We start from the raw sequence: 23,390 nt of genomic DNA on the forward strand, positions 1-23,390 counted from the left end.
CCATCCTACTGTTTCACCCCGGACTCCGTCCGAAGTTCTGGTGCCGGCCTGCAGAGCATCCGCATCGCGTCCGTCCGTGCGCAGCCCGCCCGCCTGGGGGCCTCTCAGAAGGTGCGTGCATACTGGTGGGGGCGGCGCCATCGTCGTCCGCGCCGCGACCACCGACGAAAGCCGAGCCCGTGCCCTCGATCCTCGCCCTGCACGTCCCGCACGCCATGACCGAGCTCGCCGCGGTGCCGGCGCTGTTCGGCATCGAGTGGCTCGATCCCGAGACGCTGCTCAAGGCCGGAGGGTGGGCGGCCCTGATCCTCGCGTGCGCCTTCGTGTTCCTGGAGACGGGCGTGCTCGTGCTCTCGTTCCTCCCGGGGGACTCGCTGCTGTTCACGGTCGGGCTCTTCAGCGCGACGGGCATCATCGACGTCCCGATCTGGATCACCTGCCTCCTGCTCTTCGTCTTCGCCTTCGCCGGGGACCAGATGGGATTCATGATCGGCCGCAAGCTCGGGCCGGCGATCTTCAAGCGCGAGAGGAGCCGCTTCTTCAACCCCGAGAACGTGGAGCGCACCCACGCCTTCTTCGAGAAGCACGGCCCGAAGGCGATCATCATCGCCCGGTTCCTTCCCGTGTTCCGCGCCTTCGTCCCGGCGGCGGCCGGCGTCGGCCACATGAGCTACCGGCACTTCGTGACCTTCAACGCGATCGGTGCCCTGCTCTGGGGCGTGGGGATCACGCTCATCGGCTACTTCCTGGGGCAGATCCCCTTCGTGCGGGAGTACAGCGAGGTCTTCATCATCGTGCTGGTGCTGCTGCCGGGGATCCCGATCCTCATCGAGCTCTCCCGCGCCATCGGGGCGGCCCGCGCGCGTCGCCGCGCGGCCAGGACGGCCGAGACCGCCGAGTAGCCCCCGCGCCCGCTTCCCTCCCTCCCTCCCCCAAGGACACTGGCCCGCCGAGCGGGGAAACACGCAGGCTCACTCGCCCCGTCGAGCTGCATTCCTCCTCTCTCGGAGAGGTGACCGGGAGGGGAGCGGAGGCAGAGGCCGGGGCGGGGGACACGGCAGAATGGGAGCATGGCCACGAAGATCCTGCTCGACTGCGACACCGGCGTCGACGACGCGATGGCGATCATGTACGCCGCGCTGCACCCCGAGATCGAGCTGCTCGGCGTCGGAACCGTGTGGGGCAACGTGGAGGTGCCGCTCGCCACCCGCAACACGCTGCGAGTGCTCGGCCTCGTCGGCGGCGACACGATCCCCGTCGCGCCGGGCGCCGCCGGGCCGCTCGCGGGCGGCCCCGCGAGCTTCGCGCACCACGTGCACGGCGACGACGGCCAGGGCAACATCCACGACGGGGTCGCGGTCCGCAGCCCCGCAGGTATCTCCGCCGCCCAGCAGATCGTCGAGCTGGCGCGCAAGCACCCCGGCCAGCTGTGGCTCGTCCCCGTCGGCCCGCTCACCAATGTCGCCGCGGCGCTCGCCCTCGATCCCGAGCTGCCGCGCCTGGTGGCGGGAGTCTCGCTCATGGGCGGGGCCGCCGGCTGTCCCGGGAACGTGACCCCGGTCGCCGAGGCGAACATCCACAAGGATCCGGATGCCGCGGCCGCCGTGTTCCGGGCTCCGTGGCGCATCGTCATGGCCGGACTCGACGTGACGACCACGGTGCTGCTCACGGCGGCCCACCGGGAGCGCCTCGCGGCGGGAGGGGAGGCCGGCCGCTATCTCGCGCGCATCCTGCAGCACTATGGGGAGTACTACCGCGACGAGGTATTCGGCGAATGGGCGTGCTGCATGCACGACACCCTCGCCGTCGCCGCCGCCGCGGGAACGCTCGCGGTGCGGCTCGCGCCCGTCGTGCACGTCGAGGTCGACACCTCGGACGGGCCCGCCAGGGGGCAGACCATCGCGGATCTGCGCGGTGCGCACCGGGGCTATCCGGAGCAGCCGGGCGCGCACACGACCGTGCTGCTCGAGGTGGACCCGCGGCTCGCCGAGGAGGCCGTCGAGCTGATCGCCGCGCACCGCGGGAGCGCGCGATGAGCGGCGCCGTGCTCGTCGTCGGCAGCGCGAACGCCGATCTCGTGGCGGAGGTCCCGCGCCGTCCGGGTGCGGGCGAGACGCTGCTGGGAGGCGACCTCCGGCTGCTGCCCGGCGGCAAGGGCGCGAACCAGGCGGTTGCCGCAGCGCGCTGCGGCGCCGCCACCGTCATGCTGGGGTGCGTGGGCCGGGACGCCAATGGCGCCTTCCTGCGGGAGCGGCTGATTGCGGCTGGCGTGGAGGTGAGCGGACTGGCCGAGGTCGACCGGCCGACGGGAGCCGCGCTGATCCTCGTGACGCCCGACGGCGAGAACTCCATCGTCGTCGCTCCCGGTGCGAATGCCGAGGCCGGTCCCGAGCTCCTCGAGCGCGGGGCTGCGGCCCTCGCCGATGCGCGGATCCTCGTGCTGAGCCTCGAGATTCCCGCCGAGACGGCCTTCGCGTTCGCCGCTGCGGCTGCGCGGTCAGGCACCCGGACGGTGTTCAACGCCGCACCGGCGCGGAGCATCCCGGCGGAGGTGCTGCGCAGCTGCGATCCGCTCATCGTCAACGAGCACGAGGCGTGCGCCGCGCTCGGTGAGCCTGAGACGGAGGTCACCGATTTCGAAGCGCTCGCGCGGCGCCTGCTCGCGGCGGGCGCCCGCTCCGTCGTCATCACGCTCGGCGCGGAAGGGGCCGTGGTTGCCGAGGGGACCGGCGGCGGCGATCCCGTCGTGGCGCGGATCGCCGCCCACCGCGTGCGCGCGGTGGACACGACGGGCGCGGGCGACGCCTTCGTGGGGGCCGTGGCGTGCGAGCTCGCGCGCGGCGCGGAGCTCGACGAGGCGGTGCGCTTCGCCACGGCCGTCTCCGCGATGGTGGTGCAGCGGCTCGGAGCGCAGTCCTCCGTTCCCGAACGGGCCGAGACGGAGGCCTATCTCGCGCGCTGAGCCGCCCGTGCCGCCGCGTCTCAGGGAATCGTGACGAAGCGGGTCAGCGCGTCGATCAGCACGCCCGAGAGCCCGTCCTCCCGGGCGATCTGCCCGCGGAGCGCGAGCGCCTCGTCCGGATGGTCGGTGATGACTCCGTCGGCTCCCATCCGCAGCTGCTCGGAGATCCCGGCGGCGTCGTTGACGGTCCACGCCATGAAGCCGAGCCCTGCGGCGCGCGCGCCGTCGAGCATGCTCCTGGTCGCGCTCCACTGCTCGACGACGATGAAGTCGGCCGGGGTCTCGGGCACGCCGCCTCCGGCGAATGCCATCGTGTATCCGACCGTGAGGTCGGGGCGCAGCTGCTTCAGCCGTGCCACGCTCGCGGCGTCCAGCGAGTGGTAGATGTTGGACTCGAGCGCGTCGAGCCGTTCCAGCTCGGCGACGAGACGCTCGACGTGGTCCGGGGTCTCGCCGCCGCCCAGTTTGATCTCGATCAGCAGCGGCATGCCGAGCTCCGCGGCGCGGGTGACGTAGTCGGCGAGGGCGGGGATCCGGCCCTCGTGCCCCTGGAGGTCGTGCACCGTGAGCGCCGTGAGCTGCTCGACGCTCAGGTCCTTGACGGCGTCGGGCCGATCGGCGAGCCTGCCCAGGGTGGCGTCGTGCATCGCGACGAAGCCGCCGTCCGCGGTCTGCATCACGTCCATCTCCACGAGGTCGGCGCCGGCGGCGGCCGCGGCCTCCAAGCCTCCGAGCGTGTTCTCCACGCCTCCCTGCGAGAAGCCGCGATGCCCGAGCACGAGGGTGCCGGGTGCATCCGAGAGGCGCTGCATCGTGCCCGTCGCCGCGCCGCCGAATCCGAGCGCGAGGACGAGCAGGCCCGCGGCCAGCACCAGCCGGCGACGGCGTGAGGGACGCGGCGAGGGCGCGCCGGGCTCCGCGCCGAGGCGCGGAGCTGCGCCGGGGAGGGCATCCGTGGCGAAGACGGTGCTGGGAGTGAGCCGGTCCCTGCCCCGGAGGACGTGCGCGATCAGCACCCCGCCCAGCAGGACCGTGGTGCAGGCCCCCAGCAGCAGCGCCGCGGCCTGCGCGGCGCCGAGGGAGAATGCCGCGACGAGCGGTGAGGCGGAGGGCGCGACGAGGTCGGTGAGTACGGTCGGCATCGCCGAGACCAGGATCAGCGCAGCGGCTGCGACGCCCGCGAGCACGATCACCGTCGCGATCGCCAGGACGAGCGGCACCGAGGCTCGCAGTCCGCGCGTCAGCCGCCAGCTCGATCGCGCCGCTCCCCGCCCGTCGGTGAGGACGAACACCGGAACGGTGAGCGAGAGGCGCACATTGAGCAGCAGGAGCACGAGGAGGAAGAGGAGCAGCCCGACGCCTCCCGAGGTACTCTTGAGCAGCTCGCCCGTGATGAAGGCGGGAATGGCGATCCGCTGGGTCAGCGCCGAGGTGAAGCCGAAGCCGGTGAGCGGCAGCAGCAGGAAGAGGTAGAGCAGCAGCGGGGCCGAGGAGGGGCGGAGGAGCTTGCGGCTGACCCGGCCGAACTCGCCGAGCAGCCCGCGCAGCGAGAGGCCCGGCCGGTGCAGCAGGACGACGACGGCCGTGAACTGCAACGCGAGGAGCCAGAAGGCGAGCACCACGATCAGCACGATCAGGACGGCGGTGAGCGGCCACGCGCCGCCGAGGCGCAGCTGGCCGAGGTCGAGTCCCGTCATGCCGCCCGCCCGGAGGGCTTCGCGGAAGAGCCACCCGAGGACGGGCTGGGCGACGAGGAGCACGAGGAGCTGACCGAGCACGGCGAGCGCGAGCAGGCGGGAGCCTCCCGCGCGGGCGAGGCGCCGGCTCTCCCGCAGCAGCTCACGGTACTCGCACCAGATGCCGGGCCGTGGCACCCCCGTCGTCGCAGTCGGCATGACGACCAGTGTACGGATACCGCGGGGCTCCGCCCGGCGTCCCGCAAGCTTCTGTCGCGTCCGCGCGCCTCCGCCGAGTCCGCATGCCTCCGCCGAGTCCGCATGCTTCGGGGGCTCGGTTCCGGGTGCGCTCGGCGGAAGCATGCGGGCTCGGGGCTGCGAGGGGGCGTGCGGCGGCGGCGAGGGGGCGTGCGGCGGCGGGGGTGAGGGGCGCGGGCCAGTTCTCAGGCGACGGGTCTACCCTGGGCGATTGTGAGCGAGCTGGAATATATCTCGACGATCGCCCTCTACTCGGCGATGATCGTGTACGCGATCGCCTTCGTCTTCTACGTGGTGGATCTGGCCAACCGCAGCGGCGACGGGAGCGCGGCGCTCGCCGCCGGCTCCGGACGCGCAGCGGGCGCTCGCGTTTCCGGCGCAGCGCTGACGGCAGGCGCCGGCGGCACGGCGACGCTCGTCCGCGCGGCCGCCGAGACCGGTGCCTCCGACCGCGCGGCTGCATCGCGTCAGCCGCGCTCGCGGGCCCTGCGCATCGGCTTCTCGCTCACGGTGCTCGCCTTCGCGCTGCACCTGGTCGCGACCGTGCTGCGCGGCATCGGGGCGGAGCGCGTGCCGTGGGCGAACATGTACGAGTTCGCGCTCACCGCCACCTGCGCGATCGTGCTCGTCTTCCTGCTCGTGCAGTTCGTGGTGGACCTGCGCTTCCTCGGAGCGCTGATCACGGGCATGACGGTGCTCTTCCTCGGGCTCACGAAGATCAATTTCTACGTCGCCATCGTGCCCCTGCAGCCCGCACTCGACTCCTACTGGCTCGTCATCCACATCCTCGTGGCCGTGCTGGCGGTCGGTTTCCTGACGCTCTCCTTCGGCCTCGCGGTGCTGCAGCTCATGCAGACGAAGCGGGAGGCCAGGATCGCGGCCGGCGAGGCCGGTGGCATGGACTTCCTGAGCACGCTGCCGCGCGCGGTGCGACTGGAGGACCTCGCCTACCGGCTCGCGATCATCGGCTTCGTGTTCTGGACCTTCACCCTCATCGCCGGCTCGATCTGGGCGGAGCGCGCGTGGAGCCGCTACTGGGGGTGGGACACCAAGGAGGTGTGGACCTTCGTGATCTGGGTGCTGTACGCCGGCTTCATCCACGCGCGCGCGACGCGCGGCTGGCGCGGGACCCGCTCGGCGTGGCTGAACGTGATCGCCTACGCCGCCGTGATCTTCAACTTCTCGATCGTCAACGTGTTCTTCAAGGGGCTGCACGCCTACTCGGGACTGTGAGCCGCGGGCGCTGCCGGGCGCCGCGCCCGCGGATCCTCGCCTGCGCTCAGCCGCCGACGACGGGGAAGGTGCCGGTCGGCGTCTCGCCCTCGTCGTAGACGGTCGCGGGCGCGCCGATGAGCTTCGGATCGGGGGTGCCGACCACCCGCTCGTCCTTGTCCGGGTAGTCGAAGCGCGACAGCACCCACCGCATGGCCTCGAGGCGGGCCCGCTTCTTGTCGTTCGACTTCACGACCGTCCACGGCGCGTGCGGGGTGTCGGTGTAGAAGAACATCGCCTCCTTCGCCTCGGTGTAGGCATCCCACTTGTCGAGCGAGGCGAGGTCGGTGGGGGAGAGCTTCCACTGCTTCACCTCGTCGGAGGAGCGCGAGACGAAGCGGGCGTGCTGCTCGGCCTTGCCGACGGAGAACCAGAACTTGATGAGGTGGACGCCCGAGTTGACCAGCATCCGCTCGAACTCGGGAGCGGAGCGGGTGAACTCGAGGTACTGCTGCGGCGTGCAGTAGCCCATGACGCGCTCGACCCCGGCGCGGTTGTACCAGGAGCGGTCGAACATCACGATCTCGCCCGCCGCGGGGAGGTGGGCGACGTAGCGCTGGAAGTACCACTGCGTGCGCTCGCGCTCGGTGGGGATCTCGAGCGCGACGACGCGCGCACCGCGCGGGTTCATGTGCTCGGTGAAGCGCTTGATCGCGCCGCCCTTGCCCGCGGCGTCGCGGCCCTCGAAGAGGATGACGATCTTCTGCCCGGTTTCCTTCACCCACGCCTGCAGCTTCAGCAGCTCGATCTGCAGCTTGCGCTTCTCACGCTCGTAGACGGCGGTTGAGATCTTGCGGTCGTAGGGGTATCCCTGCCGCCACGGCGCGTCGGGGCCGTTGTCGGCGCGCTTCTTCTTGCCCTTCCGCCGCAGCTCGGCGATCTCGTCGATCTCGGGCGTCACGTCCACCTGGCCTGGCGCGGCGAGCTCGAAGGACTCCTCCGGTGCGGCCGTGCCGGCTTCGGGCGCGGATACCGCCGCCGTGGCGTCCGCATCGGTGCGGGGCTCCGGAGCGGCTGCCTCGGGGACGGGGGTGCGGTCTTCACTCATGCCTGAACCTCCATATCGGGGTGAGGATCGATGTTCGGTTGTGGTGGTGAGAGTCCGCTCAGCGCACCAGCCGCGCGATCGCGGCGGACGCCTCACTGAGCTTCTCGGCGGCCACGTCACCCCCGTCGGAGGCCGCCGATGCGACGCAGTGCCGCAGGTGGTCGTCGAGGAGCGCGAGTGCGACGCGCTCGAGCGCTTTCGTGACGGCGGAGAGCTGCGTGAGGATGTCGATGCAGTAGTCGTCGTTCTCCACCATGCGCTGCACGCCGCGCACCTGGCCTTCCGCCCGGCGCAGCCGCTTCAGCAGCTCGTCCTTGTGCTCGATGTAGCCGTGCGTGTGATGCTCGCACGCCTCACCCGTCACTTCGCTCATGACAGCACTTTACACGGCGGCCTGCGGCCTCCCGGGGCCGCGATCTCGGAGCATCCGCGCGATCCCGCCGACGACCAGCACGAGAACCGCCACCCAGATCGCGCCGTAGACGGCGAGCTCGCCCCGGTCGATCCGTTCGCCGCTCAGCAGCGAGGCGATCATGAGCAGGGCGGGCTCGAGGTAGCTGAGCAGGCCGAAGACGCTCATCGTGAGCAGGCGCGAGGCGGCGAGGTAGAGCATGAGCGCGACGCCCGAGCCGAGCGCGAAGGCCGGGCCGAGCCACCACAGCGCCGGGTTCGCCGAGAGCGCCGAGCCGCGCGCGACCTCCGCGGTGAGGATCACGGCGGCGACGGGCGCGAGCAGCACGAACTCCCAGAGCATGCCGCCGAGGTGGCCGGTGCCGAGGCTGCGGCGCAGCACGAAGTAGACCGGATATCCGAGGCAGACGAGCAGGGTCTCCCAGGAGACCCCGCCGGCGCGCAGGAGCTCGAGGCCCACGCCCACCGCGGCGATCGCTGCGGCCAGCCACTGCCACCAGACGAGACGGTCGCGGTAGAGCACCCGGCCGACGACGACCAGCACGAGTGGCAGCAGGAAGTAGCCGAGTGCGACGTGCAGGCCGCGGCCGTGCAGGGGGGCCCAGCTGAAGACCCAGAGCTGCGCGGCGAGGAGGATCCCCGAGGCGAGCAGTCCGAGGAGCAGTGCCGGCCGCCGCCTGATCCGCGCGCCGATCTCGGAGAAACTGCGCCACTGCCGCAGGGCGATGAGCGCGAGCGCGATGATCGGGATCGTGACGAGGTTGCGCACTCCCCAGATCGCCTCGGCTGGCGCCGGGGCGAGCGCGGGGGTGATGAAGTAGACGCCGCCGAATGCGAGCGAGGATCCGACGGATGCGAGGAGGCCGCGGCTCCCCGTGCTGAGGAGCCGGGTCACGCTCAGAGGTCGATCGCGCCGATGACCTCGCCGTAGGGGGTCTCGCCGATCGGCCGGAAGCCGATGTGCAGGAAGAACTCCTCAGGCCCCTCCTCGCCGCGCTCCCAGAGCACGGTGAGCCGGTCCAGTCCGCGCTGTCGCGCCTCCTCGATGAGCGCTCGGACCGCGAAGGTGCCGACGCCGCGACCCTGCGCGCCGGCGTCGACGTTGATGCGCCAGAGCGCCGCGCGGAACTCCTCCTGCGGGGAGTCGGGATCGAAGTTGCCGTGGATGAAGCCGACGACGCGGTCGCCCTCGAGCACGACCCGCTGCCAGGCCGTCTGCGGCGGGATCACCGCTGCGGCGGCGGCGTAGGAGACCGGTGTGATGAACTGCTCCTGGCCGGGCTTCAGGCCCAGGGCGTTCACGGCCACGATGGTCGCGGCGGACAGTTCTTCGAGTCTCAGGTCGCTCATGTCCCCAGGCTAGCGTGTGAAGCGGGGCCGGCAAAGGGGCCGGGCGGTGCTCGCCTGGCGTGCGGCAGCCGCGTGGATATATCTCGATGTCGAGAGACTCTCTGTTTCTCCGGTAGACTGGCACGGGCCCCGTGGGGCCTGCCGGGACCGGCGCCTGCGCCCCGATCCCGAGACTGGCGGCAGCGCGCGGCGATCGCCGGGCTGCTCGCCCCCGAGCTCACACATCACGACACTGGGAGAAGCGTTGGCGAAGATCAAGGTTGAGGGCACGGTCGTCGAACTCGACGGCGACGAGATGACCCGCATCATCTGGCAGTTCATCAAGGACCGCCTCATCCACCCCTACCTCGACGTCACGCTCGAGTACTACGACCTCGGCATCGAGCATCGCGACGCGACGGACGACCAGGTCACGATCGACGCGGCCAACGCGATCAAGAAGCACGGCGTCGGCGTGAAGTGCGCCACGATCACCCCCGACGAGGCGCGCGTCGAGGAGTTCGGCCTGAAGAAGATGTGGCGCAGCCCCAACGGCACGATCCGCAACATCCTCGGCGGCGTCGTCTTCCGCGAGCCGATCATCATCTCGAACATCCCGCGCCTGGTGCCGGGCTGGAACAAGCCGATCATCATCGGCCGTCACGCCCACGGCGACCAGTACAAGGCCACGGACTTCAAGGCCGGCCCCGGCAAGGTCACGATCACCTTCGAGCCCGAGGACGGCTCCGAGCCCCAGAAGTTCGAGGTCGTGACCCTGCCCGAGGGCGGCGGCGTGATCCAGGGACAGTACAACTTCAACGACTCGATCCGCGACTTCGCCCGTGCCTCGTTCAAGTACGGCCTCTCGCGCAACTATCCGGTGTACCTCTCGACGAAGAACACCATCCTGAAGGCCTACGACGGCCAGTTCAAGGACCTCTTCCAGGAGGTCTTCGACGAGGAGTTCAAGGCCGAGTTCGATGCCCGCGGCCTGACGTACGAGCACCGCCTCATCGACGACATGGTCGCCTCGGCCATGAAGTGGGAGGGCGGCTACGTCTGGGCGTGCAAGAACTACGACGGTGATGTGCAGTCGGACACGGTGGCCCAGGGCTTCGGCTCGCTCGGGCTCATGACCTCGGTGCTCATGACCCCGGACGGCCAGACCGTCGAGGCGGAGGCCGCGCACGGCACGGTCACCCGCCACTACCGCCAGCATCAGCAGGGCAAGCCCACCTCCACGAACCCGATCGCCTCGATCTTCGCGTGGACGCGCGGGCTCGCGCACCGCGGCAAGCTCGACGGCAACCAGGAGCTCATCGACTTCTCGGAGACGCTGGAGGACGTGGTCGTGAAGACCGTCGAGTCCGGCAAGATGACGAAGGATCTGGCGCTGCTGGTGGGGCCGGACCAGCCCTTCCAGACCACCGAGGAGTTCCTCGCCACGATCGATCAGAACCTGCAGCAGCGACTCGCATAGGCAAAACGCGATAGCGTTTTGCGCGGGTCGCTGGTCGCGCCACCGCGCGAGTTGGCATAGAGCGAAACGCTGCTCGCGCCACCGCGCGAGCTCGCGTGAGCGAAGGGGGCCGGTGCGTTGCGCCGGCCCCCTTCGCGATTCATCCCCGCGGCGGGCGGCTCGTGGATTCCCGGATGTCGAGGGTGGCCCGCGGGACCGAGAGCGGTCCTTCGACCCGCTCGCCCTCCGCGAGCCGCACCGCGATCTCGACGGCGCGCTGCGCCGTCTCCTCGGGGCGGAGATTGAGCGTGGTGACCGTGGGCCGCGAGGTGCGGTTCTGCAGGGATCCCGAGCCGGCCGCCAGGAGCAGGTCCTCGGGCACGCGGATCCCGCGACGCGTGGCGGCCTGCAGCACGCCGGCGGCGTGCCTGCCGGTGAGGCAGAAGACGGCGTCGGGGTGCTCGGCGCGCTCGCCGGCGAAGAAGTGATCGACGATCGCCTCGCCGGCGCGTTCTCCCTCCACCTCGGGGAGCGAGAGGATCAGCGGCTCGTGACCGCGGGCGGCGCACCAGCGCTCGAGCGTGCGCTGCGAGCCGAGGTTCCAGTCGTTGCGATCGGTGCCCGTCACGAGCGCGATGCGCTGTGCGCCGGCCTCGGCGAGGTGGGTGATCATGAGCTGGGCCTGCTGGTCGGCGCCCTCGTCGAGGGTGATGAACTCGTCACGGCGTGCGGGGTCGGCTCCGACGGTCACGAAGGGGATGTGCTGCTCGGACAGCATCGTGAGGACGGGGTCGTTCTCGAAGGGCTCGGTGACGATGTAGGCGTCGGCGGCCCTCGCGCTGAAGGGCACTCCCGGGCGGGTGGGATCGTCGACCATCATCAGGCTGTAGCCGTGTTCCATCGCCGTGACTCCGGCGGCGCCGGCGATGCGGAGGAAGTAGTCGACGCCCTCCGGCAGGAAGGTGTCGAGGCTGTGGAAGGGGCGGATGACGAGCGCGAGCAGCCCGAGACGTGAGCGCTGCAGTCCCTGCGCGATCGGGCTGGGCCGGTAGCCGATCTCGGTGGCGACGCGCTGCACCCGCTCGACCGTCTCCTTGCGCACGGTGCCCTTGCCGTTGAGCGCGTGGGAGACGGTGGTCGGAGAGACCCCGGCCGCCCGGGCCACGTCCCGGATCGTCGGTCTTCCGCTGCGTTGCACCTCGTCAGGATAGCCTCACCGGCACCCGCGGCGCCTGGTGACCGGCTGCCGAAACGCCGAATCCGTTACGCGAACGTGACATCCAAATCGTTTTTCACAAATCGTTTTGGGTGCTACGATCCTGCTTGGGTCTTCGGGTGGCCGCGGTGTCGTGCATCGCGCCGGCTCGTGAAGATTCAACGACGAATACTTCAAAGGAGAACAACGTGAAACTCGCACAGACCAGGGCCGCCGTCGCCCTGTTCGCCATCACGGGGTTGGCGCTCGCGGGCTGCGCTTCGGGCAGCCGCGGCGGTGGGGACGCCGAGTCCGGTGGGAAGGCGCTCGAACTGCTGCAGACGACCCCCGAGGCGAAGGGCGAACTCGACCGGGTCACCTGGAACTCGACCTACGGCGAGCTCGCCAGCCTCGATCCCGCCAAGGCCTTCAACTACCCCGAGAACACCATCGTCTCGAACCTGTGCGAGCCGCTCTTCCAGATGCAGCCGGACTTCTCGGTCAAGCCGAACCTCGCGACCGAGGCGAGCACCGAGGACGGCCTCACCTGGACCGTCGCGCTGCGCGACGACGTGACCTTCTGGGACGGCACCCCGATGACGGTCGACGACGTGGTCTACTCGCTGAAGCGCCACAGCGACCCCGCCGAGGGCAGCTACTGGACCGGCGGCGTCACCGCCAACATCACGGACGTCGTGGCCAGCGGCGACTCCGAGATCACGATCAGCCTCGCGTCGCCCGACCAGCTCCTGCCCTCCTCCCTGTCGACGGTGCTCGGCGTCGTCGTGCAGGAGAAGCAGCGCAAGGCGGCCGGCGAGAACTACGGCAACCCCGAGACGGGCGTGATGTGCACCGGGCCGCTCTCCTTCACCCCCGGCGACTGGAAGCAGGGTCAGTCGATCACGCTGCAGCGCTACGACGGCTACTGGAACGCGGACAAGCGCGCGAAGGTGAAGGAGGTCGAGATCGGCTTCGTCGTCGACCCCACCGCCATCGCGACGAGCCTCGCCGCCGGTGAGGTGCAGGGCTCCTACGACGTGCCCCTGCCGGCCCTCGGCGAGCTCTCCTCCACCGACAGCGGTGAGCTCGTCTACGGCGAAGGCATGCAGATCATGGCGATCATCTCCACCGGCGAGGGCGCCTTCGGCGATCCCGCGGTCCGCCGTGCGCTCACCCGGGCCACCGACCGTCAGGCCATCGCCGACACCGTCTACGAGGGAACCGCGACCGTCTCCCGTTCCGTCGTGCCGCAGTCGCCGTGGGATGCCGTCTCCGGCGCCGCGGAGCTGCGCGACGAGGAGCTGCCGGATCTCAGCTATGACCTCGACGCGGCGAAGGAAGAGCTGAAGGCGGCCGAGGTCGACACCTCGCAGCCGATCAAGATCGCCTACCCGAGCGAGCGCGGCTTCTACGCGGACATCCTCAATGAGATGGCCAACGGTGCGAAGGAACTCGGCCTCACCCTCGAGCCCACCGGCGTTCCCAGCGCGCAGTTCGGCGCCTTCTTCTCCGATCCCGCCGCCCGCGAAGGGTTCGACGGCTTCGTCACCACCAACTACCTGAGCGCCCCCGATCCGCTCCTGCACCTCATCAGCGTGGCGAAGACCGGTTCCGACCAGAACTACTCGAACTTCTCGGATCCGGCCGTCGACGCCGCTCTCGACGCGGCGCTCGCCGAGAGCGACCCGGACAAGCGCACCGAGCTGACGGTCGAGGCCGAGGCACTCGTCATGCAGCAGCAGCCGTGGGTGCCGATCAACGACCTCGCGGTCCGCCTCTACATGAACGACGCCGTCACCGGGGCGCCCGCCTCGTTCGTCTACCTCTACTACCCCTGGGCCGCCGACCTCGGCTCCGCCGAGTAACCGCGCGGTGCATTCCGCAGGAGGGGATCGTCCATGATCTACGTGCTCAAACGGCTCGGTGCGCTCGCCGCCGTGCTCGTGGTGTCCAGCTTCATCGTGTTCTCCGGCATGTATCTCGCACCCGGGAGCCCGGAGCAGTTCCTGGTCCAGGGCCGCACGGTGAGCCCCGAGGTGCTCGCCGCGATCCGGGCGCAGTACGGGCTGGACGATCCCTTCCTGCTGCGCTTCTGGCACTGGTTCGTGGCGGCGCTCCAGGGCGACTTCGGGCGCTCGCTGCTCACGCAGCAGGACGTCGGGACGCTCGTGGCCTCCCGGCTCCCGACCACCCTGTTCCTCGCCGCCTTCGCCGCAGTGCTCATCATCGTCCTGGGCGTGGGGCTGGGCGTGCTCGCCGCCACTCGCTCCGGGGTGTTCGAGAAGCTCGTCGTGTTCGGATCCAATCTCGGATTCGCCGTGCCGACCTTCTTCGCGGCGGTGATCCTGATGTTCGTCTTCGCATCGAATCTCGGCTGGTTCCCGGTGTCGGGCTCCGGCGAGGGTTTCGCCGACCGCCTCTGGCACCTCACGCTCCCGGCCTTCGCGCTCGCCTTCCCCGGCATCGCCGTGGTCGCCCGCATCACCCGCACCGCCGTCCGCGAAGAACAGGGATCGGAGCACGTGGTGATGGCGATCGCGCGCGGCGTGCCCCAGCGGCTGGTGCTGTGGCGGCACACGATCCGCAACTCGATGCTGCCGGTCAGCACCGTGCTGGGCACGCAGATCGCGGGTCTCCTTGCGAGCGCCTTCGTCATCGAGTACGCCTTCACGCTCGACGGCATCGGCTCGCTCCTCGTCAACTCCGTCCAGAAGAAGGACTTCGCCGTGGTGCAGGCCATCGCGCTCATCATGGTCCTCGCCTTCGGCCTGATCAACCTCGTCGTCGACCTGCTCTACGCGGTCATCGACCCCCGCGTACGACTGAGCAAGGGAGTTGCGGCACGATGACCCCGCAGAAGCTCACCAGGAAGCCGGACACCGCCACCGCCGCCCAGGACACCGTCGCGGTCCAGCTGCTGCGCAAGCACCGCCGCGACGCGCCCCTCTCGGGCTGGCGGCTGCTCGTGAAGCGGCTCGGCCCCGTCGGCATCGTCAGCGCCGCCGTGATCGCCGTCGTCGTGCTCATGGCCGTGCTCGCCCCCGTGATCGCGCCCTACGACCCCTACGAAGGAGCCGTCACGGGCCGCCACGAGATGTCGAGCCTCGCGCACCTCATGGGCACAGACCAGTCCGGACGCGACATCTTCTCGCGCATCGTGTGGGGAGCGCGCACCAGCCTGCTCGGCCCGCTGATCGTGATCGTGATCACCGCGGTGCTCGCCACGGTGCTCGCGCTCACCGCGGTGTGGTTCGGCGGCAAGGTCGACGCGCTCATCAGCCGCGTGCTCGACATCCTCTTCGCATTCCCCAATATGCTCCTCGCGATCCTCGCCGTCGCCATCTTCGGCCCGTCGCTCCTGACCGCCTCGATCGCGCTCGCGATCGGTTTCACGCCGTACTCGGCCCGGGTGATCCGCTCGGTCGCGCTGCGCGAGCGCAACCTCCCCTACGTCGCCTCCGCGCAGCTGCAGGGCATCTCCGGGTTCCTCATCACGGCACGGCACATCCTCCCCAACGTCCGCACGCAGATCCTCACCGGCATGACCATCAACTTCGGCTACGCCATGATCGAGCTCGCGGCCCTCTCGTTCCTCGGCCTGGGCGTGCAGCCGCCCGCCCCGGACTGGGGACTGATGGTCTCGAACGGCCAGGCCTCGCTGCAGCAGGGCTACTGGGAGCAGAGCGTCTTCGCCGGCCTCATGATCGTCATCACCGTCGCGGCCTTCGGCTACGTGGGCGAGCAGCTCGGCGGCCGGCGCGCCGCAGGAAGGACCCGCTGATGCTCCAGGTCGAGAACCTCGTGCTCACCGTCGTCGACCCCGACACCGGAGCGCGGACCGAGATCCTGCACGGCAACTCCTTCGCACTCGCCCAGGGCGAGGCGCTCGGGCTCGTCGGCGAATCGGGATCCGGCAAGTCGATGACGCTCAAGTGCATCCTCGGCATCGAGCCCGCCGGGGCGAAGGTCGAGGGCCGGATCGTGCTCGACGGCACCGAGCTGCTCTCCGCCCGCGGCGAGCAGCTGCGCCGGGTCCGCGCCGAGCAGCTCGCGCTCATCGCGCAGAACCCCCACGGCGCCCTCAACCCCGTGCTTCCCGTCGGCCGCTTCCTGGTCGAGGGGATGAGCGACGCGCGGTCCCTGGGCCGTGCCGAGGCGGAGCGTCGGGCGGCGGAGCTGCTGCGACAGGTCGGGATCACGGACACCGAGCGGGTGCTCGCCTCGTATCCGCACCAGCTCTCGGGCGGCATGCTCCAGCGCGTCGTGATCGCGGGAGCCATCTCGGGCGAGCCGCGGCTGCTCCTCGCGGATGAGCCCACGACCGCGCTCGACGTGACGACCCAGGCCGAGGTCGTCGCCATCCTCGACGAGATGCGCCGCGAGCACGGGCTCTCGATGATCTTCGTCACCCACGACCTCGACCTCGCCGCGGCCGTGTGCGACCGGCTCGCGGTCATGAAGGACGGGGAGATCCTCGAGGTGGGCACGCCCGAGGAGATCCGGGACCGCCCGCGCACCGAGTACGCGCGGGCACTCATGGCGGCACGCCCGCTGCTCTACCCCGCCGGTCACGCACCCGCGGGCCTTCCGGACGCCCCGGAGTCCGGAAGGGACGCCGCCCCGCGACCGCAGCACCCCGAGGAGGCCGAGGCATGAGCCAGACACCGATCATCGAGGTCGAGCGCCTCGACCGCACCTTCCACCTCGGACGGAAGGCGAGCGTGCACGCACTCGACGACGTCTCCTGCGAGCTGGGCGCCGGCCGGTGCCTCGCGGTGGTCGGCGAGTCCGGCTCGGGCAAGTCGACGCTCGCCCGGGTGATCGTCGGCCTCGAATCCGCCGACTCGGGCACCGTGCGCATCGCCGGCGCCGAGGTGCGGCCCACCACCGCGCGGCGCGAACTGCGACGGCGGGCGAAGCTGGTGCAGATGGTGTTCCAGGACCCGCAGGGCTCCCTCAACCGTTCCCTGCCGGTCTCGGCGACGATCGACGAGATGCTGCGAGCCCACCGGCCCGAGCTCGATCGCGCCGCGCGCCGCGCCCGGGTCCTCGAGCTCTTCGCCGAGGTGGGGCTGAACGAGCGCCACGCCGACGCGAAGCCGGCGGCGCTCTCCGGCGGGCAGAAGCAGCGCGTGGCCATCGCCCGTGCGCTCGCCGCGGAGCCGCGGATCATCGTGCTCGACGAGGCCGTCTCGGCGCTCGACGTGTCGGTGCAGTCGCAGGTGCTCGATCTGCTCAAGCGCCTGCGCCGGGAGCACGGGCTCTCCTACCTCTTCATCACCCACGACCTGTCGGTGGTGCGCGACATCGCGGACGATGTCGTGGTGATGCGGAGCGGCCGGATCATCGAGCGGGGCACCGTCGACGAGGTCCTCGACTCGCCGCGTGAGCCCTACACGCGCCTGCTCATCGCCTCGGCTCCGCGGCCGGGGTGGAAGCCCAGACGGGGGCTGCGAGACGCGCTCCTGGGATCCGGGGCCTGATCCGCCCCGCACGCTCTCCATCCGCCCGGCCGGCGGTCGCACCGCGACCGGCGTCCCGTATCCGTCACGCATCCGCGTCGCGACCGAAAGCCAGAGGAATGACCGAACACACCGAACGCCTCCACCTCGCCGTCAGCGGCGCCAGCCACCGCGAGCGCGGCGTGCGCCGCGGGACCCTGCTCGCCGCCACTCTCCCCGCCGCGTACACCCGGTACGCGGAGCTGTTCCGCCTGCTCGGCGTTGACGAGGCCGCGGAGCGGGACGGCGTCGCCCGCGTCGCCGAGACGCTGGGCTCGTGGCGGCCGCGCGTGCTGGAGGAGCTGGAGGGGGTCGCCGAGGGCGCCGGCATCGAAGCGGAGCAGGTGATCGCGCTCAACGCGCGCACCGAGATCATCGCTCTGGGCGCTCGCGGCTCGCACGAGTGCTCGACGGTCACGGCGTGGCTCGGCGGGCGGCCGCTCGGGGTGCAGACCTGGGACTGGCACATCGAGCTCGACGAGTTCTGGCACACCCACGAGGTCGCCGGGCCCGGATACCGTCACGCCGGGCTCACCGAGCAGGGCATCCTGTCGAAGATCGGGGTCAACGAGCGCGGCCTCGCCCTCCACTTCAACATCCTCGGGCATCGTGACGACGCGCCCTCGGGCGTCCCGATGCACCTGCTGTCGAGCGTCGTGCTCTCCGAGTGCGCCTCGGTGTCCGAGGCGATCGACGTGATCGCCTCCGCGCCGATCTCCTCGTCCTCCGCCTTCACGATGCTCGACACGAGCCGCACGGTCTCGGTCGAGATGAGCCCGGCGGGCTTCGCCGTGATCGACGAGCTCGACGGCTCGGTGCAGCGCACCAACCACTTCCAGGCGGCGGAGCTGCTCGCCGGGCAGAAGAACGAGTCGTACGAGCCGGACTCGTCCGAGCGGCTCGCGCTCGTGCGCTCGCGCCTGGCCGGGGGCTCGCCGGCGAGCGGCGAGGAACTGGTGCGGCTGCTCGTCTCGGGTGAGGGCGAGGCGCCGCTGAGCTGCCGGGCCGATATGTCGAAGGGCTACGGCGAACGGTGGGCGACCCTCGCGACCGTGGTCAGCGATCCCGCGGCGCGGAGCATCCGCATCCTCGACGGCATGCCCACCGATGCCGAGACCGGCTCGTGGCGGGAGCTCACCGTCTGAGGCCCGTCTGAGGGCCCCGCGGGGTCCGGAGCCGGCCCCTCAGTCGGCGAAGCCCACCGCTCCCGTCGGAACCGTGCAGCAGCTCAGCACCTGCCCCTCCGGCACCGCGACCGCGGGCTCGCAGAGGTACTCCACCTCGCCGAAGTCGAGTTCTCGCGCGCACGTGCCGCAGGCGCCGCTGCGGCAGCCGGAGACCCAGCCCCGTCCGGCGGCCTCCGCGAGGTCCAGCAGGGTGCCTCGGCCGGGCGTCCAGCTCACGAGTTCGGCGCCGAAGCTCACCGGGTGCGGCCCGGCGGTCGACGGGGCGCGGAGCGGTGCCTGCCTGGCCGCCGCGGGCGAGAAGAACACCTCGTTGCGGATCTGCGGGCCCGGAACGCCCAGCTCGAGGAGCGCGCCGCGCACGGCGTCCACGAACGGCGGCGGCCCGCACAGGAAGGCGTCGAGCCGGGCGGGGTCCAGGCCGTCGAGCGCGTGCCGCAGCGCCTCGGCTCCGGGCCGTCCGCTCCTCGCCCCGAGCGCGCGCACGCTCGCAGCGTCCGGTTCGCGAGTCAGGAAGAGCTCGGCGCGTGCGCCGGGCACGGCCGCGACCGCCTCGCGCACCTCCGGCCACAGCGCGAGATCGGCGGCCTCGCGCGCCACGTGCAGCACCCGGATGCCGCGGCCCGCTCCGTCTGCCGGCGCCTTCCCGGTCTCCTCCGACCGCAGCGCGCGGAGCATCGCCGCGGTCGGGGTGATCCCCACCCCGGCCGAGATCAGCAGCAGATCGGAGTCCCGCACCGGATCGAGGGTCACCTCGCCGAAGGGGCCGGTGATCCCGATGCGGTCGCCGGCGGAAGCGAGCGCGTGGAGCTCACCCGACACCCGCCCGTGGCGCTTCACGCTGATCCTGAAGCGGCCCGGCTCGACCGCCGAGAGGGTGTAGCAGCGCCAGCCGGGCGCGGCGGCCCCCGGCAGGTGCATGCGCACGTGCTGACCAGGGAGCGCGCCGTCGACGATGCCGAGGGGATCCGCGAACCAGAAGCTCGTCACCGCGGGGCTCTCAGCCTCGATCGCCAGCAGCTCGGCGGCCCGGGGCCACTCGGGCAGCGCGTCGGGAAGCGGCGCCAACGTCTCCCCGAGCGGTTCGAGGGAGTCGCCGCAGGTGACGTCCCCCGCGCGCACGACGCGGGCGTAGACCCCGCAGAACAGGTGCCCGAAGCCGCTCGCGAGCAGCCCGGGCACGTTGAGGTCGGAGACGGCGCTGTCGGGCCCGATCGTGGTCGCCCGGCAGCGGTCGGTCGGCTGGACGATGTCGAGCACGGCGGTGCCGATCCGCACCCGCCGCCCGAGCAGCGCGAGCTCGCCCCAGGGTCCGAGACCCGAGACGTACAGGTTCCCTCGGAAGCGCCGGTGGTCGACCGGCTGGCCGGCGGCATCGGAGAGCGCCTCGACGGTGTCGAGGTTGATGATCGAGAGGTGCGCGTCCGGCCAGTCCCAGAGCCCCCGCTGCGCCCGCACGAGCCGCGGCTCGGGGAAGGCGGGAGTCGCGGGCGCACCGCCCCCCTCCGTCAGCGCGGAGCTCGAGGCACCCAGGCCGGCCGACCGGAGGGCCCCGGCGAGGAAGTCGTCTGCGCGGGCACGGTCGCGCTCGAAGCCCGCCGGGTCCAAGGCGAGCCGGATGCTGCGTCCGCCGTATCCGAGCTCCAGCTCGGCCGCCGCAGCATCCCCGTCGTCCGGCTCCGCTCCGTGCAGCGCGAGCTCGACGCGGGCGATCGCCTCGTGCCGAGCGAGATGGAAGTAGCTCTCGCGCGGATTCCAGCCGCCGGGCTGCTCCGGAGCGACCACTCCGTTCTCGATCGCGAGGAGCCGGTCACCGCGCAGGCCGCGCCCCGGTGACAGCGCTTCGCGGTTCGATTCGACGCCTCGCAAGCCCTTCACGGGGTAGCGCACGATGCGGCTCAGGCGGGCCATACGGGTCCTCTCGGCGGCGCAGCGGAACGCGCGTTCCGGCCCTCCGATGCTATCCAGCCGCCCGAGCCGCGGTCAAACGGCTGGCGCCGATCCCGCACGCGCCCCGATTCCGCTCGGACGGTGGCGCCGCGCGGGCGCCGATCCCGCTCGGGCTCCGACCCCGCTCAGCCGCCGAGCAGCTCCCGCACCCGGGGCATCACCTCGCGGCCGTAGAGCTCGATGCTCGCGAGCAGCTGCTCGTGCGGCATCGTGCCGTTCGCGTACTTCAGGTCGAAGCGGTCCGCGCCGAGCACGCGCACGGTGCGGGCGATGCGCTGCGCCACCGTCTCCGGCGAGCCGACATAGAGGGATCCGGCATCGGCCTCCCGCTCGAACTCGGCACGCGTGGTGCGCGGCCAGCCGCGCTCGGCGCCGATGCGGTTGCGGTTGTGCTCGAAGTGCGGCCACAACTGCTCGCGCGCCTCGGCGTCGGTGGCGGCGATGTGGCCGGGGGAGTGCACGCCGAGCGGCATCGGCTCTCGTCCGAGCTCTTGCTGCGCCTGCCGGTAGAGATCGGCGAAGGGCGCGAAGCGGGCCGGATCGCCGCCGATGATGGCGAGCATCATCGGGATCCCCACCTGCACGGTGCGCAGCACGGACTGGGGACTGCCGCCCACCCCGATCCAGGCGCGGACGCCGTCCGGCTGCTCCGTCTTCGGGTAGACCTCCTGCTCGACGAGCGGGCTGCGGTGGCGGCCCGACCAGGTGACCGGCCCTTCGCCGCGCAGCTTCGCGAACAGCTCGAGCTTTTCCGAGAAGAGCGTGTCGTAGTCGCTCAGCTCATAGCCGAAGAGGGGGAAGGACTCGGTGAAGGAACCGCGCCCGAGCACAGCCTCGGCGCGTCCGGAGCTGACGGCGTCGAGCGTGGCGAAGCGCTCATACACTCGCACCGGGTCGTCGCTGGAGAGCACGGTCACGCCGGTGCCGAGCAGGATCCGCTCCGTGCGGCCGGCGATGGCGGCGAGCGCGATCTCCGGGCTGCTCAGTGCGAAGTCGTCGCGGTGATGCTCGCCGAGGGTGATCGCGTCGACGCCGAGACGGTCTGCGAGCACCGCCTGCTCCACGACGTCCCGGATCACCTGCGCCGGGTGGACGGGATCGCCTGAGCGAGTGCGGGTGACGTCTCCGAAGGTGTCGAGACCGAGGATCAGCTGCTCGGGAGTCGCGCCGGCGACGGCGCGCAGCGGGGCGGGGGAAGGGCTCATGCGCCCCTCAACCACGCGTCGCGTCGCGCTATTCCGTGCGGGTCGAGGCGAGGAAGCCGACGACCGCCCCGGCGACGCCGAAGAGCGCAGGCCACAACCAGAACACGCCCAGGTCGATGAGCGCCGCCACGGCGGCCGCGAGCAGCAGCAGCTCGAAGAGTGCCTGAGCGTAGCGGTCGACGCGCAGCACGGGGCGCGGAGACAGGAAGAGCGCCCACAGCAGCACCGCGAGGACGAGCAGCACGAGCCCGGTGACGATCCCGGGGACCGGCAGGCGTCCCGCGAGGAAGCCCCAGACCGCGATCGACAGCACCGCGACGAGGTGGAACACTCCGCGGGCGAACTGCAGGATCGCGGTCGAGCGGCGGGGCTGTGCGTCGGAGGTGCTGGTCACCCGCCCATTCTACCCGGCCAGGCTTCCGGCCCTGGGCCGCCCGTCGCCCGCCTGCTCCGGCGTATACCTTTTTCGCGAGCGTGTACCTGAATTACCGTGCGTAAGGTACACGGCGGCGAGAAAGGTACACGCCGACGGGAACGAGGCGGTGCGCGCGGGGTGAGCGCGCACTGGGTCGGGCAGGTGGCGCTACGCACAGGCTGCGGTGCTCGGCGGTAGGGTGTGGGCGTGGAGGCTGAGCGGCAGGCAAGGGAGGCGTCGCCCGCGGAACGGGCGGGCACCGCCGCACGGGTGGGTGCGGGCGGCGTGCGCGCGATCCGGGTGCTCGACGCGCGCGGCGGCTTCGGGGCGCCCCGGCGCGTGGGCTGGCGTGACGGGGTCTTCGCACTGGATGGCCTCCCGCAGGCTGACGACCTCGACGGCTCCGGGCTGTGGTTGATCCCCGGACTCGTCGATGCGCATCTGCACGCCTCCTGGCACGCCTTCGGGGCTTCCGAGCGGGAGGAACTCGATGCGGCCCGCACTCGCGAACTGACGGCGGCGGGATTGCGCCGCACGCTGGCCGCCGGGTTCACCAGCGCGCGCGACGCCGGCGGGCTGGATCCGGCGGAGCTCTCCGGGATTCCCGAGACGGAGCGTCCTCGGATCCAGTGCGCGGTGACCCTGATCGATCGCACCGTGGCGGACGCCGCCGGCGGGATCGGCCGGGCGGTCGAGCAGGCGCTCGCCGCGGGCGCGCGGTGGGTGAAGCTCGTCGCCACGGGGGGAGTGGCGACGGCGGGCGGCTCCGGTCTCGACCCCGTGTTCACGGCCGCGGAGATGCGCGCGGCCGTGCGGCTGGCCGAGGGGGCGGGAGCCGGGGTGATGGTGCATGCCTGGGGCGGCGAGGCGATCGATGACGCCGTCGAGGCGGGCGCGATGAGCCTGGAGCACGGCATCTTCCTGACGGACGCGCAGGCGGAGCGGGCCGCCGAACGCGGCGTGACCCTTGTGCCCACCCTGCGCATCTATCGTCTCGTGCGGCGCATGATCGATCGCGGCGAGCTGCCGGCGACGTTGCGTGCGCGCCTGGACGAGGCGACCGGCGCCCACCCGCGGGCGGTGCAGCGAGCTCGTGATGCGGGCCTCTCGATCGCGCTCGGCACGGACTCCGGCACTCCGCAGCAGCACGGGAGCAATGCGCGGGAGTTCGACGCGCTGGTCTCGGCCGGGCTCACGCCGGGCGAGGCTCTGCTCGCGGCGACGCGCTCCGGAGCAGAACTGCTCGGTCGGGTCGCGATGCGCTCCGGAGCGCCCGCGCCGTCTCCCGCTTCTGCGGGCACGGTCGTCGACGGGGCGCCGGCCGACGCGGTGATCCTGCGCCGCGACCCGCGTCTTCCCGGTGCGCTCGCGGATCCGGACGCGATCGCCGCGGTGGTGCTCGCCGGCAGGGTGCTGGATCCTGCGGTGCTGCGCACCTGAGGGCCCGCGGCCGTGCCGGATGATCCGGCCTCACCGGAACACACGTGCGCCATGCCCCGAAGCGACGGGCATGGCGCACGTGGTC

The 23,390-nt window shown here is 71.5% G+C and carries 21 protein-coding genes; 12 read left to right on the forward strand and 9 right to left on the reverse strand.

Annotated features, from left to right (window positions below):
- Positions 1–179: 179 nt before the first annotated feature.
- The 3 genes from B4915_RS10620 to B4915_RS10630 all read left to right on the forward strand — a co-directional run bounded on the left by B4915_RS10620 (position 180) and on the right by B4915_RS10630 (position 2,962).
- A complete protein-coding gene (locus B4915_RS10620; RefSeq protein WP_245907440.1) occupies positions 180–902 on the forward strand; it encodes a VTT domain-containing protein in 723 nt (240 codons plus the stop codon).
- A gap of 168 nt (positions 903–1,070) precedes the next feature.
- Positions 1,071–2,036 (forward strand): nucleoside hydrolase, encoded by a 966-nt coding sequence (locus B4915_RS10625; protein ID WP_105805732.1) that lies wholly within the window; start codon positions 1,071–1,073, stop codon positions 2,034–2,036.
- On the forward strand, positions 2,033–2,962 hold the full coding sequence (locus B4915_RS10630) for a ribokinase (protein WP_105805733.1): 930 nt from the start codon (positions 2,033–2,035) through the stop codon (positions 2,960–2,962). Before B4915_RS10625 ends, B4915_RS10630 begins: the two co-directional genes overlap by 4 nt.
- 20 nt (positions 2,963–2,982) lie before the next feature.
- Here the strand turns inward: B4915_RS10630 and B4915_RS10635 are convergent, their stop codons facing one another.
- On the reverse strand, positions 2,983–4,857 hold the full coding sequence (locus B4915_RS10635) for a glycerophosphoryl diester phosphodiesterase membrane domain-containing protein (RefSeq protein WP_105805734.1): 1,875 nt from the start codon (positions 4,855–4,857) through the stop codon (positions 2,983–2,985).
- 249 nt (positions 4,858–5,106) lie between these two features.
- Between B4915_RS10635 and ccsB the strand changes: the two genes are divergently transcribed.
- Entirely contained in the window at positions 5,107–6,129 is a 1,023-nt protein-coding gene (ccsB, locus tag B4915_RS10640; protein WP_425436369.1) for a c-type cytochrome biogenesis protein CcsB, read from the forward strand.
- A 46-nt stretch (positions 6,130–6,175) separates the two neighbouring features.
- Here ccsB and ppk2 read toward each other — a convergent pair whose 3' ends face one another.
- Genes ppk2 through B4915_RS10660 form a run of 4 tightly spaced genes read right to left on the reverse strand, consistent with a single transcriptional unit; the run spans position 6,176 to position 8,977 of the window.
- The gene (gene ppk2, locus B4915_RS10645; protein ID WP_245907441.1) at positions 6,176–7,216 is read right to left on the reverse strand and encodes a polyphosphate kinase 2; all 1,041 of its coding nucleotides are present in this window, start codon (positions 7,214–7,216) and stop codon (positions 6,176–6,178) included.
- Positions 7,217–7,274: 58 nt separating this feature from the next.
- Positions 7,275–7,589 carry a metal-sensitive transcriptional regulator gene (locus B4915_RS10650; RefSeq protein WP_105805735.1) on the reverse strand — a complete coding sequence of 105 codons (315 nt, stop codon included), beginning with the start codon at positions 7,587–7,589 and terminating at the stop codon, positions 7,275–7,277.
- 9 nt (positions 7,590–7,598) lie between these two features.
- Positions 7,599–8,522, reverse strand: coding sequence for an EamA family transporter RarD (gene rarD, locus B4915_RS10655; protein WP_105805736.1), 924 nt, complete (start codon positions 8,520–8,522; stop codon positions 7,599–7,601).
- 2 nt (positions 8,523–8,524) lie between these two features.
- Positions 8,525–8,977 (reverse strand): GNAT family N-acetyltransferase, encoded by a 453-nt coding sequence (locus B4915_RS10660; RefSeq protein WP_105805737.1) that lies wholly within the window; start codon positions 8,975–8,977, stop codon positions 8,525–8,527.
- Between the two features lie 244 nt (positions 8,978–9,221).
- Between B4915_RS10660 and B4915_RS10665 the strand changes: the two genes are divergently transcribed.
- Complete coding sequence (locus B4915_RS10665) at positions 9,222–10,436, forward strand: NADP-dependent isocitrate dehydrogenase (protein ID WP_105805738.1); 1,215 nt, start codon at positions 9,222–9,224, stop codon at positions 10,434–10,436.
- Positions 10,437–10,575: 139 nt separating this feature from the next.
- On the opposite strand, the gene B4915_RS10670 is transcribed toward B4915_RS10665, so the two are convergent.
- Positions 10,576–11,613 carry a LacI family DNA-binding transcriptional regulator gene (locus B4915_RS10670; RefSeq protein WP_245907442.1) on the reverse strand — a complete coding sequence of 346 codons (1,038 nt, stop codon included), beginning with the start codon at positions 11,611–11,613 and terminating at the stop codon, positions 10,576–10,578.
- A gap of 206 nt (positions 11,614–11,819) precedes the next feature.
- Here B4915_RS10670 and B4915_RS10675 point away from each other — a divergent pair, with 206 nt between their 5' ends.
- The 6 genes from B4915_RS10675 (at position 11,820) to B4915_RS10700 (ending at position 18,256) form a co-directional block, all read left to right on the forward strand.
- On the forward strand, positions 11,820–13,475 hold the full coding sequence (locus tag B4915_RS10675; RefSeq protein WP_105805740.1) for an ABC transporter substrate-binding protein: 1,656 nt from the start codon (positions 11,820–11,822) through the stop codon (positions 13,473–13,475).
- Positions 13,476–13,508: 33 nt separating this feature from the next.
- Complete coding sequence (locus B4915_RS10680; protein ID WP_105805741.1) at positions 13,509–14,459, forward strand: ABC transporter permease; 951 nt, start codon at positions 13,509–13,511, stop codon at positions 14,457–14,459.
- The gene (locus B4915_RS10685; RefSeq protein ID WP_105805742.1) at positions 14,456–15,391 is read left to right on the forward strand and encodes an ABC transporter permease; all 936 of its coding nucleotides are present in this window, start codon (positions 14,456–14,458) and stop codon (positions 15,389–15,391) included. Before B4915_RS10680 ends, B4915_RS10685 begins: the two co-directional genes overlap by 4 nt.
- Complete coding sequence (locus B4915_RS10690; protein ID WP_105805743.1) at positions 15,391–16,266, forward strand: ABC transporter ATP-binding protein; 876 nt, start codon at positions 15,391–15,393, stop codon at positions 16,264–16,266. Before B4915_RS10685 ends, B4915_RS10690 begins: the two co-directional genes overlap by 1 nt.
- Positions 16,263–17,093, forward strand: coding sequence for an ABC transporter ATP-binding protein (locus B4915_RS10695; RefSeq protein ID WP_105805744.1), 831 nt, complete (start codon positions 16,263–16,265; stop codon positions 17,091–17,093). The genes B4915_RS10690 and B4915_RS10695 overlap by 4 nt, the downstream gene beginning before the upstream one ends.
- Positions 17,094–17,191: 98 nt before the next feature.
- The gene (locus B4915_RS10700) at positions 17,192–18,256 is read left to right on the forward strand and encodes a C45 family autoproteolytic acyltransferase/hydrolase (RefSeq protein WP_105805745.1); all 1,065 of its coding nucleotides are present in this window, start codon (positions 17,192–17,194) and stop codon (positions 18,254–18,256) included.
- Positions 18,257–18,295: 39 nt separating this feature from the next.
- On the opposite strand, the gene B4915_RS10705 is transcribed toward B4915_RS10700, so the two are convergent.
- The 3 genes from B4915_RS10705 to B4915_RS10715 all read right to left on the reverse strand — a co-directional run bounded on the left by B4915_RS10705 (position 18,296) and on the right by B4915_RS10715 (position 21,844).
- Positions 18,296–20,206, reverse strand: a complete 1,911-nt coding sequence (locus tag B4915_RS10705; RefSeq protein WP_105805746.1) for an MOSC domain-containing protein — start codon at positions 20,204–20,206, stop codon at positions 18,296–18,298.
- A 164-nt stretch (positions 20,207–20,370) separates the two neighbouring features.
- Positions 20,371–21,450 (reverse strand): LLM class flavin-dependent oxidoreductase, encoded by a 1,080-nt coding sequence (locus B4915_RS10710; RefSeq protein ID WP_105805747.1) that lies wholly within the window; start codon positions 21,448–21,450, stop codon positions 20,371–20,373.
- A 28-nt stretch (positions 21,451–21,478) separates the two neighbouring features.
- The gene (locus B4915_RS10715; protein ID WP_105805748.1) at positions 21,479–21,844 is read right to left on the reverse strand and encodes a DUF2568 domain-containing protein; all 366 of its coding nucleotides are present in this window, start codon (positions 21,842–21,844) and stop codon (positions 21,479–21,481) included.
- Positions 21,845–22,072: 228 nt separating this feature from the next.
- Between B4915_RS10715 and B4915_RS10720 the strand changes: the two genes are divergently transcribed.
- Entirely contained in the window at positions 22,073–23,305 is a 1,233-nt protein-coding gene (locus tag B4915_RS10720; RefSeq protein WP_245907443.1) for an amidohydrolase family protein, read from the forward strand.
- The last annotated feature ends 85 nt before the right edge of the window (positions 23,306–23,390 follow it).

Origin of the sequence: Leucobacter massiliensis (assembly GCF_002982315.1) — a bacterium.
GTDB lineage: Bacteria > Actinomycetota > Actinomycetes > Actinomycetales > Microbacteriaceae > Leucobacter > Leucobacter massiliensis.

What these genes read in the sequence shown, in the direction of transcription:
- B4915_RS10625 (WP_105805732.1), top strand. Translation starts at nt 1,071, where the DNA reads ATGGCCACGAAGATCCTGCTCGACTGCGACACCGGCGTCGACGACGCG.
- B4915_RS10630 (WP_105805733.1), top strand. Translation starts at nt 2,033, where the DNA reads ATGAGCGGCGCCGTGCTCGTCGTCGGCAGCGCGAACGCCGATCTCGTG.
- B4915_RS10710 (WP_105805747.1), bottom strand. Translation starts at nt 21,450, where the DNA reads ATGAGCCCTTCCCCCGCCCCGCTGCGCGCCGTCGCCGGCGCGACTCCC.
- B4915_RS10695 (WP_105805744.1), top strand. Translation starts at nt 16,263, where the DNA reads ATGAGCCAGACACCGATCATCGAGGTCGAGCGCCTCGACCGCACCTTC.
- B4915_RS10705 (WP_105805746.1), bottom strand. Translation starts at nt 20,206, where the DNA reads ATGGCCCGCCTGAGCCGCATCGTGCGCTACCCCGTGAAGGGCTTGCGA.
- B4915_RS10700 (WP_105805745.1), top strand. Translation starts at nt 17,192, where the DNA reads ATGACCGAACACACCGAACGCCTCCACCTCGCCGTCAGCGGCGCCAGC.
- B4915_RS10680 (WP_105805741.1), top strand. Translation starts at nt 13,509, where the DNA reads ATGATCTACGTGCTCAAACGGCTCGGTGCGCTCGCCGCCGTGCTCGTG.
- B4915_RS10685 (WP_105805742.1), top strand. Translation starts at nt 14,456, where the DNA reads ATGACCCCGCAGAAGCTCACCAGGAAGCCGGACACCGCCACCGCCGCC.
- B4915_RS10650 (WP_105805735.1), bottom strand. Translation starts at nt 7,589, where the DNA reads ATGAGCGAAGTGACGGGTGAGGCGTGCGAGCATCACACGCACGGCTAC.
- B4915_RS10635 (WP_105805734.1), bottom strand. Translation starts at nt 4,857, where the DNA reads ATGCCGACTGCGACGACGGGGGTGCCACGGCCCGGCATCTGGTGCGAG.
- B4915_RS10690 (WP_105805743.1), top strand. Translation starts at nt 15,391, where the DNA reads ATGCTCCAGGTCGAGAACCTCGTGCTCACCGTCGTCGACCCCGACACC.
- B4915_RS10660 (WP_105805737.1), bottom strand. Translation starts at nt 8,977, where the DNA reads ATGAGCGACCTGAGACTCGAAGAACTGTCCGCCGCGACCATCGTGGCC.
- ppk2 (WP_245907441.1), bottom strand. Translation starts at nt 7,216, where the DNA reads ATGAGTGAAGACCGCACCCCCGTCCCCGAGGCAGCCGCTCCGGAGCCC.